This is a genomic window from Streptomyces sp. NBC_00306 (assembly GCF_036169555.1).
GTDB classification, from domain to species: Bacteria; Actinomycetota; Actinomycetes; order Streptomycetales; family Streptomycetaceae; genus Streptomyces; species Streptomyces achmelvichensis.
On the sequence record NZ_CP108032.1, the window covers coordinates 5,273,680 to 5,290,294 of the forward strand.

General features: G+C 69.8%; 14 protein-coding genes. 13 read left to right on the forward strand and 1 reads right to left on the reverse strand.

The genetic code is table 11. From position 1 onward, the window contains the following. Nucleotides 1–9 precede the first annotated feature (9 nt). The 9 genes from OHA05_RS23640 (at nt 10) to OHA05_RS23680 (ending at nt 10,251) form a co-directional block, all read left to right on the forward strand. Entirely contained in the window at nt 10–1,068 is a 1,059-nt protein-coding gene (locus OHA05_RS23640) for an ABC transporter ATP-binding protein (RefSeq protein WP_313944308.1), read from the forward strand. Further along, entirely contained in the window at nt 1,061–2,218 is a 1,158-nt protein-coding gene (locus OHA05_RS23645) for an ABC transporter ATP-binding protein (protein WP_313944307.1), read from the forward strand. Before OHA05_RS23640 ends, OHA05_RS23645 begins: the two co-directional genes overlap by 8 nt. A gap of 191 nt (nt 2,219–2,409) precedes the next feature. Further along, on the forward strand, nt 2,410–3,366 hold the full coding sequence (locus OHA05_RS23650; protein ID WP_328861644.1) for a GNAT family N-acetyltransferase: 957 nt from the start codon (nt 2,410–2,412) through the stop codon (nt 3,364–3,366). A 68-nt stretch (nt 3,367–3,434) separates the two neighbouring features. After that, nucleotides 3,435–5,063: a peptide ABC transporter substrate-binding protein gene (locus OHA05_RS23655; RefSeq protein WP_328861645.1), complete on the forward strand. Its 1,629-nt coding sequence runs from the start codon at nt 3,435–3,437 to the stop codon at nt 5,061–5,063. Between the two features lie 71 nt (nt 5,064–5,134). After that, nucleotides 5,135–6,058: an ABC transporter permease gene (locus tag OHA05_RS23660; protein WP_313944304.1), complete on the forward strand. Its 924-nt coding sequence runs from the start codon at nt 5,135–5,137 to the stop codon at nt 6,056–6,058. Next, nucleotides 6,051–7,031, forward strand: coding sequence for an ABC transporter permease (locus OHA05_RS23665; RefSeq protein WP_328861646.1), 981 nt, complete (start codon nt 6,051–6,053; stop codon nt 7,029–7,031). Before OHA05_RS23660 ends, OHA05_RS23665 begins: the two co-directional genes overlap by 8 nt. A gap of 9 nt (nt 7,032–7,040) precedes the next feature. Then, entirely contained in the window at nt 7,041–8,042 is a 1,002-nt protein-coding gene (locus OHA05_RS23670) for an ABC transporter ATP-binding protein (protein WP_328861647.1), read from the forward strand. After that, nucleotides 8,035–9,060 carry an ABC transporter ATP-binding protein gene (locus OHA05_RS23675; protein WP_313944301.1) on the forward strand — a complete coding sequence of 342 codons (1,026 nt, stop codon included), beginning with the start codon at nt 8,035–8,037 and terminating at the stop codon, nt 9,058–9,060. The genes OHA05_RS23670 and OHA05_RS23675 overlap by 8 nt, the downstream gene beginning before the upstream one ends. Nucleotides 9,061–9,297: 237 nt before the next feature. Beyond that, nucleotides 9,298–10,251, forward strand: coding sequence for a hypothetical protein (locus OHA05_RS23680; protein ID WP_328861648.1), 954 nt, complete (start codon nt 9,298–9,300; stop codon nt 10,249–10,251). Between the two features lie 24 nt (nt 10,252–10,275). Here OHA05_RS23680 and OHA05_RS23685 read toward each other — a convergent pair whose 3' ends face one another. After that, nucleotides 10,276–12,411 (reverse strand): S9 family peptidase, encoded by a 2,136-nt coding sequence (locus OHA05_RS23685; protein ID WP_328861649.1) that lies wholly within the window; start codon nt 12,409–12,411, stop codon nt 10,276–10,278. Between the two features lie 156 nt (nt 12,412–12,567). On the opposite strand from OHA05_RS23685, the gene OHA05_RS23690 reads away from it, so the two are divergent. The 4 genes from OHA05_RS23690 (at nt 12,568) to OHA05_RS23705 (ending at nt 16,597) form a co-directional block, all read left to right on the forward strand. Then, complete coding sequence (locus tag OHA05_RS23690) at nt 12,568–12,762, forward strand: hypothetical protein (RefSeq protein WP_142213873.1); 195 nt, start codon at nt 12,568–12,570, stop codon at nt 12,760–12,762. A gap of 139 nt (nt 12,763–12,901) precedes the next feature. Next, a complete protein-coding gene (gene mshB, locus OHA05_RS23695) occupies nt 12,902–13,792 on the forward strand; it encodes an N-acetyl-1-D-myo-inositol-2-amino-2-deoxy-alpha-D-glucopyranoside deacetylase (RefSeq protein WP_328861650.1) in 891 nt (296 codons plus the stop codon). Next, nucleotides 13,789–14,199 carry a DUF6113 family protein gene (locus tag OHA05_RS23700; RefSeq protein WP_313944297.1) on the forward strand — a complete coding sequence of 137 codons (411 nt, stop codon included), beginning with the start codon at nt 13,789–13,791 and terminating at the stop codon, nt 14,197–14,199. The genes mshB and OHA05_RS23700 overlap by 4 nt, the downstream gene beginning before the upstream one ends. Before the next feature lie 235 nt (nt 14,200–14,434). Then, entirely contained in the window at nt 14,435–16,597 is a 2,163-nt protein-coding gene (locus tag OHA05_RS23705; protein ID WP_313944296.1) for a hypothetical protein, read from the forward strand. Nucleotides 16,598–16,615: the final 18 nt, after the last annotated feature.

Sequence of the window (16,615 nt, forward strand, 5' to 3'; positions counted from 1 at the left end):
GCGTAAGACATGACCATCATCGACAAGACCGCGTCTGTCCCCGCCCCGCGCGACGGCGACGACTACGATGGCTCGCTGCTCGAAGTCCGCGACCTGCATGTGGAGTTCCACACCCGCGAAGGTGTGGCCAAGGCGGTCAACGGTGTCAACTACAGCGTGAACGCCGGTGAGACGCTCGCGGTGCTCGGCGAGTCCGGCTCCGGCAAGTCCGTGACCGCGCAGGCGATCATGGGCATCCTCGACATGCCGCCCGGCAAGATCCCGCAGGGCGAGATCTTCTTCCGCGGCCAGGACATGCTCACGATGTCCTACGAGGAGCGCAGGCAGATCCGTGGCCGCAAGATCGCCATGATCTTCCAGGACGCGCTCTCCTCGCTGAACCCGGTCCTCACCGTGGGCTACCAGCTCGGCGAGATGTTCCGGGTCCACCAGGGCCTGTCCAAGAAGGACGCCAAGGCCAAGGCCATCGAGCTGATGGACAAGGTCAAGATCCCCGCCGCCAAGGCCCGGGTCAACGACTACGCGCACCAGTTCTCGGGCGGTATGCGCCAGCGCATCATGATCGCGATGGCGCTCGCCCTGGAACCGGACCTGATCATCGCCGATGAGCCCACGACCGCGCTCGACGTCACCGTCCAGGCCCAGGTCATGGAGCTGCTCGCGGAGTTGCAGCGCGAGTACAACATGGGCTTGATCCTGATCACCCACGACCTCGGCGTGGTTGCCGACGTCGCGGACAAGATCGCGGTCATGTACGCGGGCCGGATCGTCGAGACCGCCCCGGTGCACGAGCTGTACAAGCGCCCCGCGCACCCGTACACCCGGGGCCTTCTCGACTCCATTCCGCGCCTGGACCAGAAGGGCCAGGAGCTGTTTGCCATCAAGGGCCTGCCGCCCAACCTGCTGCGCGTACCGTCCGGTTGTGCGTTCAACCCGCGCTGCACCAAGGCGGAGGACATCTGCCGCTCCGAGATCCCGGCACTGCTTCCGGTCACCGAGCAGGACGGCACGGAACTGGTCGGCCGCGGCAGCGCGTGCCATTACTGGAAGGAGACGATCCATGGCTGAGCTCAAGAAGACCGACGAGCCGACGGACGCCGTGGACGCCACCCCGAACGTCACCGATGTCGATACCTTCGACGCCGCCACCGAGGCCGAGGCCGTTGCCGCCATCGAGGCGCCCGTCTCTCAGGGTGAGCCGATCCTTCAGGTCCGCAACCTGGTCAAGCACTTCCCGCTGACCCAGGGCATCCTCTTCAAGAAGAAGGTCGGCGCGGTCAAGGCCGTGGACGGGATCTCCTTCGACCTCTACCAGGGCGAGACCCTCGGCATCGTCGGCGAGTCCGGCTGTGGCAAGTCCACCGTCGCCAAGCTGCTGATGACGCTGGAAACAGCGACCGCCGGCGAGGTGTTCTACAAGGGCCAGGACATCACCCGGCTCTCCGGCCGGGCGCTCAAGGCCGTACGCCGCAACATCCAGATGGTGTTCCAGGACCCGTACACCTCGCTCAACCCCCGTATGACGGTCGGCGACATCATCGGGGAGCCTTTCGACATCCACCCGGAGGTGGCACCCAAGGGCGACCGCCGCCGCAAGGTCCAGGAGCTCCTGGACGTCGTGGGCCTCAACCCGGAGTACATCAACCGGTACCCGCACCAGTTCTCCGGCGGTCAGCGCCAGCGCATCGGCATCGCCCGTGGCCTGGCGCTCAACCCGGACATCATCATCTGCGACGAGCCGGTCTCGGCCCTGGACGTCTCCGTCCAGGCACAGGTCATCAACCTGATGGAGAACCTGCAGGACGAGTTCAACCTCTCCTACATCTTCATCGCCCACGACCTGTCGATCGTCCGGCACATCTCGGACCGGGTCGGCGTGATGTACCTCGGCAAGATGGCCGAGATCGGCACGGACACGCAGATCTACGACCACCCGACGCACCCCTATACCCAGGCGCTGCTCTCCGCGGTCCCGGTCCCCGACCCGGAGGCCCGCGAGAGGCGCGAGCGGATCATCCTGACCGGTGACGTCCCGTCGCCGGCGAACCCGCCGTCGGGCTGCCGCTTCCGCACCCGTTGCTGGAAGGCCCAGGACAAGTGCGCCGAGGAGGTGCCGCTGCTGGCGATCCCCGAGCCCTTCAAGGGGTTGGACTCCCCGGTGGCGCACGAGTCGGCGTGCCACTTCGCGGAGGAGAAGGACGTCGTCCACGCCGTGTAGCGCGCACCGCGGATGAACGAAGGCGCCCGGACCGAACGGTCCGGGCGCCTTCGTCGTCCTGGGACAACGCAGGACCGCGGACACCGCGAGAACTCCGGACCACCGCATGAGCCTGGTACCACCGCGCGGGCCTCGTACCACCGCGCGAAAACGCGTTGCGCCGCGCCGGACGCGGCCCCGACAGTGGCCCGATGGATGACCTGACCGTGCGGCCGGCGACGCTCGCCGACGCCCCCGCCGTCTGCGCCCTGCTCAACGCCGTCGACCTCGTCGAGATCGGCCGCGCCGAGACCGATCTGCACACCGTCGAGGCGGACCTCGCCCACTGTGACCTCGACCTCGTCCGTGACACCTGGCTGGTGTCCGAGGGCCGTGACCTGGTCGCGTTCGGGATGCTCTGGAGCGACTCCGGCGACGGGGACATAGGCGTCGACCACTACGTCCTGCCCGGCCGGTCCGCGGCCGCGGTCGTCCTGCTGGAGCTGATCGAGGCCCGGGCGGCGCAGAAGGCCGCGGAGGACGGTACCGAGCGGGCCGTGCTGCATCTTCAGCTCAACACGAGACCGGCCGTCGACACGGCACTGCTCGAACGCCGCGGCTGGCGGACCGTGCGTCGCTATCAGGTCATGACGCGCCCGCTGGCCGTCGCGGACGACCTCCCGCCCGAGCCGCCCACCGGGCTGACGCTGCGCGACTGCCGCGCGGAGGCCGACCGCCGGCTGGCGCACGCCCTGGTGGAGGAGACCTTCGCCGAGCACTTCGACCATCACGCCCGCGGCTACGAGCAGTGGCTGGACGACGTCCACGGCACCCGGCTGGACTGGTCGTTGGTCTGGATCGCCTCGCTCGCCGACGAGGGCGACGTCGCGGTGATGCTGACCCGGGACGACCGCGAGGCCATGGGCTGGATCCGCAACATCGGTGTGCTGAAGTCCGCCCGGGGCCGCGGGGTCGGCGGACATCTGCTCCGTCATGCCTTCGCCACGTACGCCGCCCGTGGCCGCGACACCATCGGCCTCGGAGTCGACACCCGGAACGAGTCGAAGGCCCTCGCTCTCTACGAAGCACACGGCATGACCTCGCACTACGCCGTCGACACCTGGGAGGTCACCCGCCCGGCAGCAGCCCTGCCCGGCCGGATGCCCTGAAAGTGCGTTAGATCCTGGATGGGGTGATATTTGGGCCACAGTACGACCCAGATCTCGGGAGGCACCCCATGCGTCGAGCCACGCACGTCCCCTGGGCCGCATGTGCGATGGCCCTCGCCCTCGCGGCCACGGCCTGCGGCGGTGGCAGCGACAGCGGCGGCAGCGGCGCCGACGGGATCGTGTCCTCATCCTGGGGCGATCCGCAGAATCCGCTCGAGCCCGCCAACACCAACGAGGTGCAGGGCGGCAAGGTCCTCGACATGCTCTTCCGCGGTCTGAAGAGATACGACCCGAAGACCGGCGAGGCCCAGGACATGATCGCCTCGAAGATCGACACCGCCGACTCGGTGAACTTCACGATCACCATCAAGGACGGCTGGAACTTCAGCAACGGGGAGAAGGTGACCGCCCAGTCGTTCGTCGACGCCTGGAACTACGGCGCGAACCTGAAGAACAATCAGAAGAACGCCTACTTCTTCGGCTACATCGACGGCTACGCCGCGGTCCACCCCGAGTCGGGCGCGCCCACCGCCCAGACCCTGTCCGGCCTCAAGGTCGTGAGCCCCACGACCTTCACCGTGAAGCTCTCCCAGAAGTTCTCCACCTGGCCCGACACCCTCGGCTACGCCGCTTTCGCGCCGCTGCCCAAGGCCTTCTTCGACGACCACGACGCGTGGATCGCCAAGCCGATCGGCAACGGCCCGTACGCCGTCGACTCGTACGCCAAGGGCTCGAAGATGGCCATGCGCCGATGGGACGGGTACAAGGGGCCCGACAAGGCGCAGAACGGCGGTGTCGACCTCAACGTCTACACCGACAACAACACCGCCTACACCGACCTGACCGCCGGCAACCTCGACCTCGTCGACGACGTGCCCGCCTCCCAGCTCAAGAACGTGGAGGCGGATCTCGGCGGCCGGTACATCAACACGCCCGCCGGCATCATCCAGACGCTCGCCTTCCCGTACTACGACAAGGCCTGGAACACGCCGAACGGCGCCAAGGTCCGCACCGGGCTGTCCATGGCGATCAACCGGGAACAGATCACCGACACCATCTTCCAGAAGACCCGTACACCCGCGAAGGACTGGACCTCACCGGTGCTCGGCGCGGACGGCGGCTTCAGCGAGACCCTGTGCGGCAAGGCCTGCGAGTACAACGCCGCCGAGGCGAAGAAGCTGGTCGCCGAGGGCGGCGGTATCCCCGGCGGCCAGATGAAGCTCACGTACAACGCGGACACCGGCTCGCACAAGGACTGGATCGACGCCGTCTGCAACAGCATCAACAACGCGCTCGGCAACGACCGGGCCTGCGTCGGCAATCCCGTCGGCACCTTCGCCGACTTCCGCAACCAGATCACCCAGCTGAAGATGCGCGGCCCGTTCCGCGCCGGCTGGCAGATGGACTACCCGCTCATCCAGAACTTCCTCCAGCCGCTCTACTACACCAACGCCTCGTCCAACGACGGCAAGTGGACCAACAAGGAGTTCGACAAGCTCGTCGACCAGGCCAACGCGGAGACGGACGTCGCCAAGGCCGTCGAGACCTTCCAGCAGGCCGAGGAGGTCGTACGGGACCAGATGGCGGCCATCCCGCTCTGGTACCAGAACGGCAGCGCCGGCTACTCGGAGCGCATCTCCAACGTCTCGCTGAACCCCTTCAGCGTCCCCGTCTACAACGAGATCAAGGTCAACTGACGCCGGAAGTGCCGGCCCGGCGTGTCCCACGCGCCGGGCCGCGTTCCTTCCCACGACCCCCGGAGACCTTCATGGGACGTTATGTGATCCGGCGTCTGCTCCAGATGATCCCGGTCTTTTTCGGCGCGACCCTGCTGATCTTTCTCATGGTCAACGTGATGGGAGACCCCATCGCGGGCCTCTGCGGCGACCGGCAGTGCGACCCGGCGACCTCGGCCCAGCTGCGAGCGGAGTTCGGCCTCGACAAGCCCGTGTGGCAGCAATACCTCATCTACATGGGCAACGTCTTCACCGGCGACTTCGGGACCGCCTTCAACGGTCAGAAGGTCACCGAGCTGATGGCCGAGGCCTTCCCGGTGACCATCCGGCTCACCATCGTGGCGATCGTCTTCGAGATCGTCATCGGCATCACGCTCGGGGTGATCACCGGGCTGCGCCGCGGCCGGCCCGTCGACACCGGAGTCCTGCTGCTGACCCTGGTCGTGATCTCGGTCCCGACCTTCGTCACCGGTCTGCTCCTCCAGCTGCTGCTGGGCGTCGAGTGGGGTCTGATCAAACCGGCCGTCTCGCCCGAGGCGCCGCTCGACGAACTGCTGATCCCCGGTCTCGTCCTCGCCTCCGTCTCACTGGCGTACGTCACCCGCCTCACCCGCACGTCCATCGCCGAGAACGCCCGCTCCGACTACGTCCGCACCGCGAAGGCCAAGGGCTTGCCCCGGGGCCGGGTGATCAGCCGTCATCTGCTGCGCAACTCGCTGATCCCGGTGGTCACCTTCATCGGCACCGACATCGGCGCCCTGATGGGCGGGGCGATCGTCACCGAGCGCATCTTCAACATCCACGGCGTCGGCTACCAGCTGTATCAGGGCATCCTCCGCCAGAACACCCAGACCGTCGTCGGCTTCGTGACCGTCCTGGTGCTGGTCTTCCTGGTGGCGAATCTCATCGTCGACCTGCTCTATGCCGTACTCGACCCGAGGATCCGCTATGCCTGAGCCGCACTACGACGACGGGGGAGCGATCGCGTCGACGGGCGCGGGTGGCGCCACCGACCTGGCCATGAGCGAGGCCGAGACGCTGGAGAAGACACCGGGAGGCCCGCAGGGCACCGGCCCGTCCGGCAAACCGCGCAGCCTCTGGTCGGACGCCTGGCGCGACCTGCGCCGCAATCCCGTCTTCATCATCTCCGCGCTGGTCATCCTGTTCCTGGTCGTCATCTCCATCTGGCCGTCGCTGATCGCCTCGGGCAACCCGCTCCAGTGCGACCTCGCCAAGGCGCAGGAGGGCTCCCAGCCGGGCCATCCCTTCGGCTTCAACGGCCAGGGCTGCGACGTCTACACCCGGACCGTCTACGGCGCCCGCGCGTCGGTCACCGTGGGCGTCTGCGCCACGCTCGGCGTCGCTCTGATCGGCTCCGTCCTCGGCGGGCTCGCCGGCTTCTTCGGCGGGGCGTCGGACGCGATCCTGTCCCGCGTCACCGACATCTTCTTCGGCATCCCTGTCGTCCTCGGCGGACTCGTCCTGCTGTCCGTCGTCACCAGCACCACCGTGTGGCCGGTCGTCGGCTTCATGGTGCTGCTCGGCTGGCCGCAGCTCTCCCGCATCGCGCGCGGCTCGGTCATCACCGCGCGGCAGAACGACTACGTCCAGGCGGCGCGGGCGCTCGGGGCGTCCAACGCGCGGATGCTGCTGCGCCACATCGCGCCCAACGCCGTCGCACCCGTCATCGTGGTCGCCACCATCGCCCTCGGCACCTACATCTCCCTGGAGGCGACCCTCTCGTTCCTCGGCGTCGGCCTGAAACCGCCGACCGTCTCCTGGGGCATCGACATCTCGTCCGCCTCGCCCTACATCCGCAACGCCCCGCACATGCTGCTCTGGCCGGCGGGCGCGCTGGCGATCACGGTGCTGGCGTTCATCATGCTCGGCGACGCGGTGCGCGACGCCCTCGACCCCAAGCTGCGCTGAGGAGCCGTCATGACCGTCGAGACCCGGGCCGACGCGCCGCTGCTCGAAGTGCGCGACCTGCATGTGGAGTTCCACACCCGCGACGGTGTCGCCAGGGCCGTCAACGGCGTCGCCTTCACGGTCGCCGAGGGCGAGACGCTCGCCGTGCTCGGCGAGTCCGGCTCGGGGAAGTCCGTCACCGCACAGGCCGTCATGGGCATCCTGGACGTCCCTCCGGGAAAGATCACCGGCGGCGAGATCCTCTTCCGCGGACAGGACCTGCTGACGCTCAAGGAGGACGAGCGGCGGAAGATCCGCGGGGCCGGGATGGCCATGATCTTCCAGGACGCGCTCTCCTCGCTGAACCCGGTGCTCAGCGTCGGCGACCAGCTCGGCGAGATGTTCGTCGTGCACCGCGGGATGAAACGCAAAGAGGCCCGGGCGAAGGCCGTCGAACTGATGGAGCGGGTCGGCATCCCGGGGGCGAAGGAGCGGGTGGGTCAGTACCCGCACCAGTTCTCCGGCGGTATGCGCCAGCGCATCATGATCGCCATGGCCCTGGCGCTCGAACCGGCCCTGATCATCGCCGACGAACCCACGACCGCGCTCGATGTCACCGTCCAGGCCCAGGTGATGGACCTGCTGGCCACGCTCCAGAGCGAGCTCGCGATGGGACTCGTCCTGATCACCCACGACCTGGGGGTGGTGGCCGACGTCGCGGACAGGATCGCCGTGATGTACGCGGGCCGGATCGTCGAGACGGCCCCCGTCCACGACATCTACAAGGCTCCTGCCCACCCGTACACCAAGGGCCTGCTGGAGTCGATCCCGCGCCTGGACCAGAAGGGCCGTGAGCTGTACGCGATCAAGGGCCTGCCGCCGAACCTGATGGACATCCCGCCCGGCTGCGCCTTCAACCCGCGCTGTCCGATGGCGCGGGACATCTGCCGCAGGGACGTACCGCCGCTGTACGAGGTGTCACCGGAGCGCAGAAGCGCCTGCCACTTCTGGGAGGAGACTCTCCATGGCTGAGCCGATCCTGGAGGTGCGTGACCTCGTCAAGCATTACCCGCTCACGCAGGGCGTCCTGTTCAAGAAGCAGGTGGGCGCGGTCAAGGCGGTCGACGGTGTCGATCTCGACCTGACGGCGGGCGAGACGCTCGGCATCGTGGGGGAGTCCGGCTGCGGGAAATCCACCCTCGCCAGGATGCTGGTCCATCTGGAACGGCCGACGGCCGGGGTGATCCGCTACCGCGGCGAGGACATCACCAAGCTGTCCGGGCGTGCGCTGAAGGCGGTGCGCCGGAACATCCAGATGGTGTTCCAGGACCCGTACACCTCGCTCAACCCGCGGATGACGGTCGGCGACATCATCGGGGAGCCGTACGAGATCCACCCGGAGGTCGCGCCGAAGGGCGACCGGCGCCGCAAGGTGCAGGACCTGCTGGACGTCGTCGGGCTCAACCCCGAGTACATCAATCGCTATCCCCACCAGTTCTCCGGTGGCCAGCGGCAGCGGATCGGCATCGCGCGAGGGCTCGCCCTCCAGCCGGAGATCATCGTCGCCGACGAGCCCGTCTCCGCCCTCGACGTGTCCGTGCAGGCGCAGGTCATCAATCTGCTGGCCACGCTGCAGAGAGAGTTCAGCCTCAGCTATGTGTTCATCGCCCACGACCTCTCGATCGTCCGGCACATCTCGGACCGGGTCGGCGTGATGTACCTGGGGCGGGTGGTGGAGATCGGCAGGGACGAGGAGATCTACGACCACCCGACGCATCCGTACACCCAGGCCCTGCTGTCCGCGGTCCCGGTGCCGGACCCGGATGCGCGTGAGCACCGGGAGCGGATCATCCTCGGCGGTGACGTGCCCTCCCCGGCGAACATCCCGTCCGGCTGCCGCTTCCGCACGCGCTGCTGGAAGGCGCAGGAACGCTGCGCTCTGGAGGTCCCGCTGCTGGAGGTGCCGGCGGAGTTCCGCTCGGCCGAGGGGCCGGCGAGGCACCCGTCCGCGTGCCATTTCGCCGAGGAGAAGCACGTGGTGCCGTCCTGAGCATGTCCCGGCGAGAGCCGGAACCGAGCGACATAAGTGGATGAATGCCCATCAAGTTCTTTAACATGCAGGCAACTTGACCGTCGCATCTCCGATATACGAACGGGCCAGGCTCGACAGCGTACGGCCGTGCGGGTGCCGTAGGCCGGCCGGGGTTCGCCATGTGGCCCCGGCCGGTCGCAAGGGCCGCGCGTGGCGCCCTTGTTCACCTCTGCGTGCACATGCAGGATCGAATGCGTGACGCTTACGCGGGGGGCCAGGATCACCGGAGCGGTGCTGTGCGCCGCGCTCGCGGTGATCGTGGGCGGATGGATCGTCCGTGACCTCGGCGTGCTCGACGACCCCCTCGGACTGTGGCGGTTCTGGACCGGAGGGGGGCACCGCGGTGCCCCTTCCGCCCGGCTCGCGACCACCCTCGAAACCCTGCTCCTGCTGGTTGTGTACGTGTGTGTCGGCGCGGCCGCGCTGCGTCCGCATGCCGGCGCGGCGGCCCCGGCCGTCGCCGGGATCGTCACGCTCGCCCTGTGGATCCCGGGGCTGTGGGTCCTCAGCTCCTCCTGGATGGACCTGCGCGCCACGGGCGATCTGCGCACGCGCGCCCTGTACTGCGTCTTCGCGGCGACGGGACTCGGCGTCGGGCTGCTGATCGTGGCGGCGGCGGGCCGGCAGGTGCCCTCGCTGCCGCTGCGGCCGCAGCGGGGATCGGGACTGCTGGCCGCCGTGCTGCTGGGTGCGTCCGCGGTGGTGCTCGCGGGCTGGGAGATCCGCGCGGCCGCCCGGTCCGGCGGCGGAACCTATCTCGACCGCTTCACCGGCAGTAAATCTGTCATGCTCCCGCCACTCGGGACGCCTCCCGGCTGGCTGGCGGCGGTGACCGCACTCCTGGCCGTGGTGGCGGGCAGTGCCGCGCTGAGCCAGGCGGCCTTCGCCCGGCCGCTCGGGCTGGTGTCCGCGCTCCTGATCCTCGGCCAGGGTGCGCGTGGCGTCGACGCCGCCGTACGGGGCGACCTCGTGCCCCGGCTGGGGGAGTTGTCCGGCCTCGACCAACTGCTGGTGCTGTCCTGGCTGTTCCAGGCGGCGGCGGGAGTGCTTCTGCTGGTGGTGCTCGCCCGCCGGGAGCCCGTGGCGCAGCCGGTCTACGGCTGGGCGCCCGGCCCGCCACCGCCGTCGAGACGCCCGCCGGGCTGGTGAGGCGGCCGGGGGAGCGCGTCTTCGCTACCGCATTCCCAGTGACCTCTTCAGGAAGTCCACCTGGAGAAGCAGCAGGTTCTCCGCGATCTGCTCCTGCGGGGTCATGTGCGTCACCCCGGTCAGCGGCAGCACCTCATGTGGCCTGCCCGCCGCCAGCAGGGCGGACGACAGACGCAGCGTGTGTGCCACCACCACATTGTCGTCCACCAGCCCATGGATGATCATCAGCGGCCTCGCCGGGTTCTCCAGTGCGGTCAAACCGTCCTTCGTCACCAGTGAGTTCGCCGCGTAGACCTCCGGCCGCTCGGCCGGATCGCCGAGATACCGCTCCGTGTAGTGGGTGTCGTACAGCTGCATGTCACTCACCGGAGCCCCCGCCACCGCCGCGTGGAAGACATCCGGCCGTCGCAGCACGGCGAGCGCCGCCAGATAGCCGCCGTACGACCAGCCCCGGATGCCCACCCGCTCCAGGTCGAGCGAAAAGGACGAGGCGAGTCCGTGCAGGGCCTCGATCTGATCCTCCAGCGTCAGCGGGAAGTTGTCCTTGATCGCCTTCTCCCAGCCGGGGGAGCGGCCCGGCGATCCCCGCCCGTCCGCGACGATCACCGCGAAGCCCTGGTCCGCGAACCACTGCGAGGTGAGATAGGGGTTGTGCGCGGCGAACACCCGCTGTCCGTGCGGCCCTCCGTACGGGTCCATCAGCACCGGAAGCGGTCCGTCCGACTCCTGGTACGCGGTCGGCAGCAGGACGGCGCATGGAATCCTCCGTGCGCCCGCCTCGCACAGCCGCGGGTGCGCGGTGAGCACCGGTTGCTCGGCGTGCGACGCCACGGTGGCGACCGGCTTGCCCTCCCGCAGCACCTGGACCGTCGTCCCGGGGGCATCCGGACGGGACGAGGCGAGCACCGTCACCGGACCCGAGCGCACGGCCGAGTGCACCCCCGCGCCCTCCGAGATCCGCTCCGTACCGAGCTCGTTGACCCGGTAGACATGGATCTCGCCGATCTCCGGGTCCGCGGCGTCCTCGCCGGCCACCGCGGAGACCAGGACGTCGTTCTCGCCGATGTCGAGGACGGCCCGCAGCTGGAGCCCGGCCCCGGTCAGGGTCCGGTCGCCGACCGCCAGCACACGTGCGCCGCCCTCGTCCGCGATGCGTACGAGCCGCCCGTCCGGCGCCCAGGCGGGGACGCCGGGGAAGAGATCCAGCCATACCGGGTCCTCGTCCACGTGCACCGTTCGGGTGGTGCCGCTCTCCGTGTCCACCGCCAGATGTACTTGTGTGCGCTGGTCGCGCGACTGGACGAGCATCAGCGGTGCGCCCGCGTCCGACCAGTGGACCCGTGCCAGATAGGGGTAGCGCGCTCGGTCCCACGTCACCTCCGTGCGCTCCCCCTGCAGCGTGACGAGGAACAGGCGGACTTCGGCGTTGGGCGTACCGGCCGCGGGATAGGCCACCTGCGCCGGCTCCCGGTCCGGATGCGCCGGATCGGAGATCCACCAGCGCCGCACATCGCGCTCGTCCACGCGCGCGACGAGCAGCCGGTCCGACTCCGGTGACCACCAGAAACCGCGCAGCCGGTCCATCTCCTCGGCCGCGATGAACTCCGCGAGGCCGTACGTGATGTCCTCGTCCTCCGGCTCGGCGAGCGCCCGGTCGTCCTCGCCCTCGGCGCCGGTCACCCGCAACGCGCCCTGGGCCGCGTAGGCGATCCAGCGCCCGTCGGGGGACGGGCGCGGGTCGATCACCGGTCCGGGTACGGGCAGTTCACGCGCGGTCCCGGCGCGCAGCTCGGCCGTGTGGAGCCGGCCGGAGAGCGTGAAGGCCGCCAACTCGACCGCACGGTCCACCGCGTAGGCGACGATCCCCGCCGATCCCTCACGGCTGCGCTCGCGCCGTGCGCGCTCCTCGGGGGACAGCTTCTCGTCCGCCCCGCCGAGCAGCGCGGCCGCATCGGCGGCCACCCGTTCCTGCGGCCGTCCGGCCTCCGAATCGAGATCCAGCACCCACAGCCGGCCGGCGCGGTCGGTGCCGGACGAAGACCTGATGAACACCACGCGGGATCCGTCGGGAGACACCGTGAAGGCGCGCGGTGCGCCGAGCGTGAAGCGCTGGGTCCTGGCGTACTGGCGCGGGAAGGAGAGCTGTTGCCTCGTGGTCATGCGACCGAACCTAGCGTTCGTGCGCCCCCGCGTGCTGCCGTGCACCGATCGATGCGTTGGTACGGATAGTTATGATCCGTAGCGCGAGGTGGGTATGACCCCCCTGGCACATGCAACCTGCCCGTCCCGACCGAATATCTGTGGAGGTGAACCGCCGTGGCACTCTCGATTTCGGCGGTGGTGCTGCTGGCGATCGTCGTCTTCCTGCTGGTCCGGAAGTCCGGGCTCAAGGGTGGGCATGCGGCGGTCTGCGTGTTGCTCGGGTTCTATCTCGCAAGCTCGTCCATCGCCCCCACCATCAACGAACTGACCACGAACGTGGCGGGGATGATCGGCGGTATCAAGTTCTAGGGATCGCGGTACCACGTTCCAGGGATCACCTTCCGGTGGTCGCCTTCCAGGGATCACGTGCCAGAGCCTGATCCGGACGACGGGCCCGGGTCGCGCCCACGGACCCCGGGGCCGCACCCGGCCTCGTAGTCTGTCCCGTATGAAGGATCTTCCCGCCCGTCGTCTTCTCCTGGTGCACGCGCACCCGGACGACGAGTCGATCAACAACGGCGCGACGATGGCCCTGTACGCGGCCGCCGGCGCCCAGGTCACCCTGGTGACCTGCACCCTCGGGGAAGAAGGCGAGGTCATTCCGGCCGACCTCGCCCACCTCGGACCCGACCGCGAGGACCGTCTCGGCGCCCATCGCATCGGCGAGCTCGCCGCGGCGATGAAGGAGCTCGGCGTCCTTGACCACCGCTTCCTCGGCGGCCCCGGCCGCTTCCGGGACTCCGGGATGATGGGCCTCCCGCAGAACCGCCGCGAGGGCGCCTTCTGGAACACCCCCGTCGACGACGCGGCGTTGTACCTCGTCGACATCATCCGTTCGGTGCGCCCCCAGGTCCTGGTGACCTATGACCCGAACGGGGGTTACGGGCACCCCGACCACATCCAGGCTCACCGCGTCGCCATGCGCGCCGCCGAACTCGCCGGCGAGCGGGCCTTCCGGCGCGACCTCGGCGACGCGCACACCGTCTCCAAGATCTACTGGAACCGGGTGCCGCGGTCCGTCGCCGAGGAAGGCTTCGCCCGCCTACGGGCCGCGAGCGGAACGGACTTCCCCGGCATCGCCGAGATCGACGACATTCCGGGCGTGGTCGACGATTCCGAGATCACCACGGAGATCGACGGCACGGCCCACGCGGAACGGAAGGCGGCGGCCATGCGCGCCCACGCCACCCAAATCGTCGTGGACGGCCCCTTCTTCGCACTCTCCAACGATCTGGGACAACCGATCTTCGCCACCGAGTACTACCAGTTGGTGCAGGGCGCATCGGGCGCGCCGTCCGGCGAGCGCGAGCACGACCTCTTCGCGGGAGTGAGCACATGAGCCAGGACCACACGCCAGGCCTCTGGTTCGCGGGGCCGGTGAAGCCCGGACGCATCGCCGCGTACCTCGGTCTCGCCGTCCTCGGCGCCGTCGTCGGCGCGGCGGGTTCGCTGGTCCAAGGGGCCTGGTTCCCGGGCGGGTTGCTGCTGTCGCTGGCCGGCTCGGCCGGTCTGTTCTACGGCGCTCTGCGGGCCACGGGCACCCAGCTCGGCGCGGTCGCGCCGGCCGCCGGCTGGCTGGCCGCCATCGTGCTGCTGAGCATCGGACGGCCGGAGGGCGACGGGATGTTCTCCGCGGGGATCGGGCCGCTCGTCTACATGCTCGGTGGTCTGGCGGCGGCTGTGATGTGTGCCACCATGTCGCGTCCCGTGCAACCGGGCGGCACCACCGGCCGACTTGGCAGATAAAGGACGCTCGGCACCCCCGGCAGGCAGCCGGTTCCCGGGACCCCTAGGGTGGGTCGCCGCGGAGGGTGGCAGGCCGCAGGACCGACCGTGCGCGCACGGTCTGCGGAATGATGCTTTCCACAGTCACGGGGCGTGTGTCCGCGGCGGCCAGTATGGTGGTGCGCGCCGCCGAGCCGCCCACAGCAGTAGCTATCCAGTAAGAAACGGGCGGCGGAGCCAACCGGGAGAACCTGCTTTGAGTCGTGAAACTGACAGTTCGTCCGCCGGCCCCCAGGGGCGCGGTGGAGCCGCGTATCCCTCCGGGACACCGCCGTACGGATCGCGCCAGTATCCGTCGCTGCATCCCCAGCAGGACGCTCCGGCCGACGCGTCGGCCGACCGGGCCCCCGAGGCCCAGTCGGACGAGCCGAGGACCGAGACCACGCTGACGACGCGCATCCGGATCAACATCCCGGGCTCGCGGCCGATTCCGCCGGTCGTGATGCGTACGCCGATGAGCGACGTCGACGCCTCCACGCGTGCCTCCGCGACGGCCGCTGCGGCGGAGAAGGAGAGCGAGCGCACGGGCAGCACACCGCGGCCCGAGGCGGCTCAGGCTCCCGCTCCCGCGGCGGAGCCGCAGGCCGACGAGAAGGCGCCGACGAGCGACTGGTTCGCTCCGCGCAAGACCGCGGTCCCCGCTCCGTCTCCGCCCGTCTCGGGCGGCACGCCCGGTGCCGGCACGGCGGGCCCCGCGCCCTCCGGGGGCAGCAACGGCAGCGGCATCCCGTACTTCTCCGACTCCCCGCAGGCCGGTCAGCCGCGCAGTGCGCTCAGCGATCTGGCGGCGAGCACGGACAGCCCGCCGTCCGGCGGTTCCAACGGCTTCGCGCCCGGCGGCGGCACGCCCCCGCCCGGGGCACGCCAGCCCGCCGGACCGACCGGCGGTCCGGTCAAGGGCAGCATGCCGGTCCGTCCGCGCCCCGGTGGCAACCAGGGTGCTCCCGGCCCCGGCGGCGGTGTTCCGGGCGGTCCCGGCGCCGGCGGTCCGCACGGTCCGGGTGTTCCCGGCCCGGGCATCGGCGGGCCTGGTGGTCCGGGCGGTCCCGGTGGCCCGCGGATGTCCGACGACACCGCCGTGCTCACCCCGCAGAACCCGGTCGGCGATCCGCTCGCCAACCCCGCGCCCGGTCCCGGCGGCCATGTCTCCGGCGACACCCTCACCAGTGGCATCCCGGTCGTTCCCGGCGACCACCGCTCGCCCTTCCCACCGCTCGGCGCAGGGGGCGTGGGCCCCGGGCCGAACCCGCTCGCGCCCCCGATCCCCGGACCGCACGAGACCGGGGAGTTCTCCGCACCCGAGTTCCCCGCGGGCCCGGGCGGCGGTCCCGCCGGTCCCGTCGTGCCCACCCCCGGAGCGGACGCGGCACCCCGGCCCGCCCAGCCCCGGCCCGCCGCGGCCAAGCCCGTCAAGAAGGGCCGGTCGAAGCTGGTGCTCGCGGGCGCCGGTGTGGTCGGTCTGCTCGGTGTCGCCTACGGCGCCGGACTGCTGATGAACCACTCCGAGGTGCCCAAGAGCACCACGGTGCTCGGCGTCGACATCGGCGGCGGCTCCACGGAGCAGGGCGTCAACAAACTGGAGGCCGCCCTCGGCAAGCGTGCGGCCTCGCCGCTCCAACTCTCGGTCGGCGGCAAGAAGGAGCAGCTCGCGCCGGACAAGGCCGGTCTCTCCCTCGACAGCCAGGCCACCGTGCGCAATGCGGCCGGCAGCGACTACAACCCGGTGTCGGTGATCGGTTCCCTCCTCGGCGGCGAGCGTGTCGCCGAGCCGGTGATCCTCGTCGACGAGGAGAAGCTGAGCGTCGCGCTCACGGACCTGGCCGGCGTGTCCGGCTCGGCCACCGAGGGCACGATCAGGTTCGAGCCGGACAAGGTCGTCCCGGTACCGGGGAAGGCGGGCCAGGCTCTGGACGTCGGCCGTTCCATGATCTCGGTCAAGGACGCGTACCGCGCCCAGGTCGAGACGGGCCGGCCGAACCTCGTGGAACTGCCCGTCGCCGCCCGCCAGCCGACCATCACCCAGGCCGAGATCGACCGGGCGATGAAGGACTTCGCGGAGCCCGCGATGTCCGGCCTGATCACCATCAAGGCAGGCGGCAAGCAGATCCAGTTCGGCCCCGCGCGGTCACTGCCGAAGATCCTGTCGATGAAGGCGATCGACGGGAAGCTCGTGGAGGTCTACGACAAGAAGGCGATCGACGAGCTGCTCGACGGCGTCTTCGACGGTGTGCTGATCACCAAGGGCGACGGCAAGAAGCACCAGCTCAACGCCGACGACGTGGCCCAGGCGATGGGGACGGCGCTGCGAGGCACCACCCCGGCCGAGCGGACCGCCGAGATCGCACTCGACCCGAGCTGACGACGGCCCGCGACCGTC

Bases quoted from the DNA above. Each gene is read 5' to 3' on its own strand.
- OHA05_RS23700 (WP_313944297.1), top strand. From the start codon at position 13,789: ATGAGCCAGGACCACACGCCAGGCCTCTGGTTCGCGGGGCCGGTGAAG.
- OHA05_RS23645 (WP_313944307.1), top strand. From the start codon at position 1,061: ATGGCTGAGCTCAAGAAGACCGACGAGCCGACGGACGCCGTGGACGCC.
- OHA05_RS23640 (WP_313944308.1), top strand. From the start codon at position 10: ATGACCATCATCGACAAGACCGCGTCTGTCCCCGCCCCGCGCGACGGC.
- OHA05_RS23665 (WP_328861646.1), top strand. From the start codon at position 6,051: ATGCCTGAGCCGCACTACGACGACGGGGGAGCGATCGCGTCGACGGGC.
- OHA05_RS23655 (WP_328861645.1), top strand. From the start codon at position 3,435: ATGCGTCGAGCCACGCACGTCCCCTGGGCCGCATGTGCGATGGCCCTC.
- mshB (WP_328861650.1), top strand. From the start codon at position 12,902: ATGAAGGATCTTCCCGCCCGTCGTCTTCTCCTGGTGCACGCGCACCCG.
- OHA05_RS23650 (WP_328861644.1), top strand. From the start codon at position 2,410: ATGGATGACCTGACCGTGCGGCCGGCGACGCTCGCCGACGCCCCCGCC.
- OHA05_RS23670 (WP_328861647.1), top strand. From the start codon at position 7,041: ATGACCGTCGAGACCCGGGCCGACGCGCCGCTGCTCGAAGTGCGCGAC.
- OHA05_RS23660 (WP_313944304.1), top strand. From the start codon at position 5,135: ATGGGACGTTATGTGATCCGGCGTCTGCTCCAGATGATCCCGGTCTTT.
- OHA05_RS23675 (WP_313944301.1), top strand. From the start codon at position 8,035: ATGGCTGAGCCGATCCTGGAGGTGCGTGACCTCGTCAAGCATTACCCG.
- OHA05_RS23685 (WP_328861649.1), bottom strand. From the start codon at position 12,411: ATGACCACGAGGCAACAGCTCTCCTTCCCGCGCCAGTACGCCAGGACC.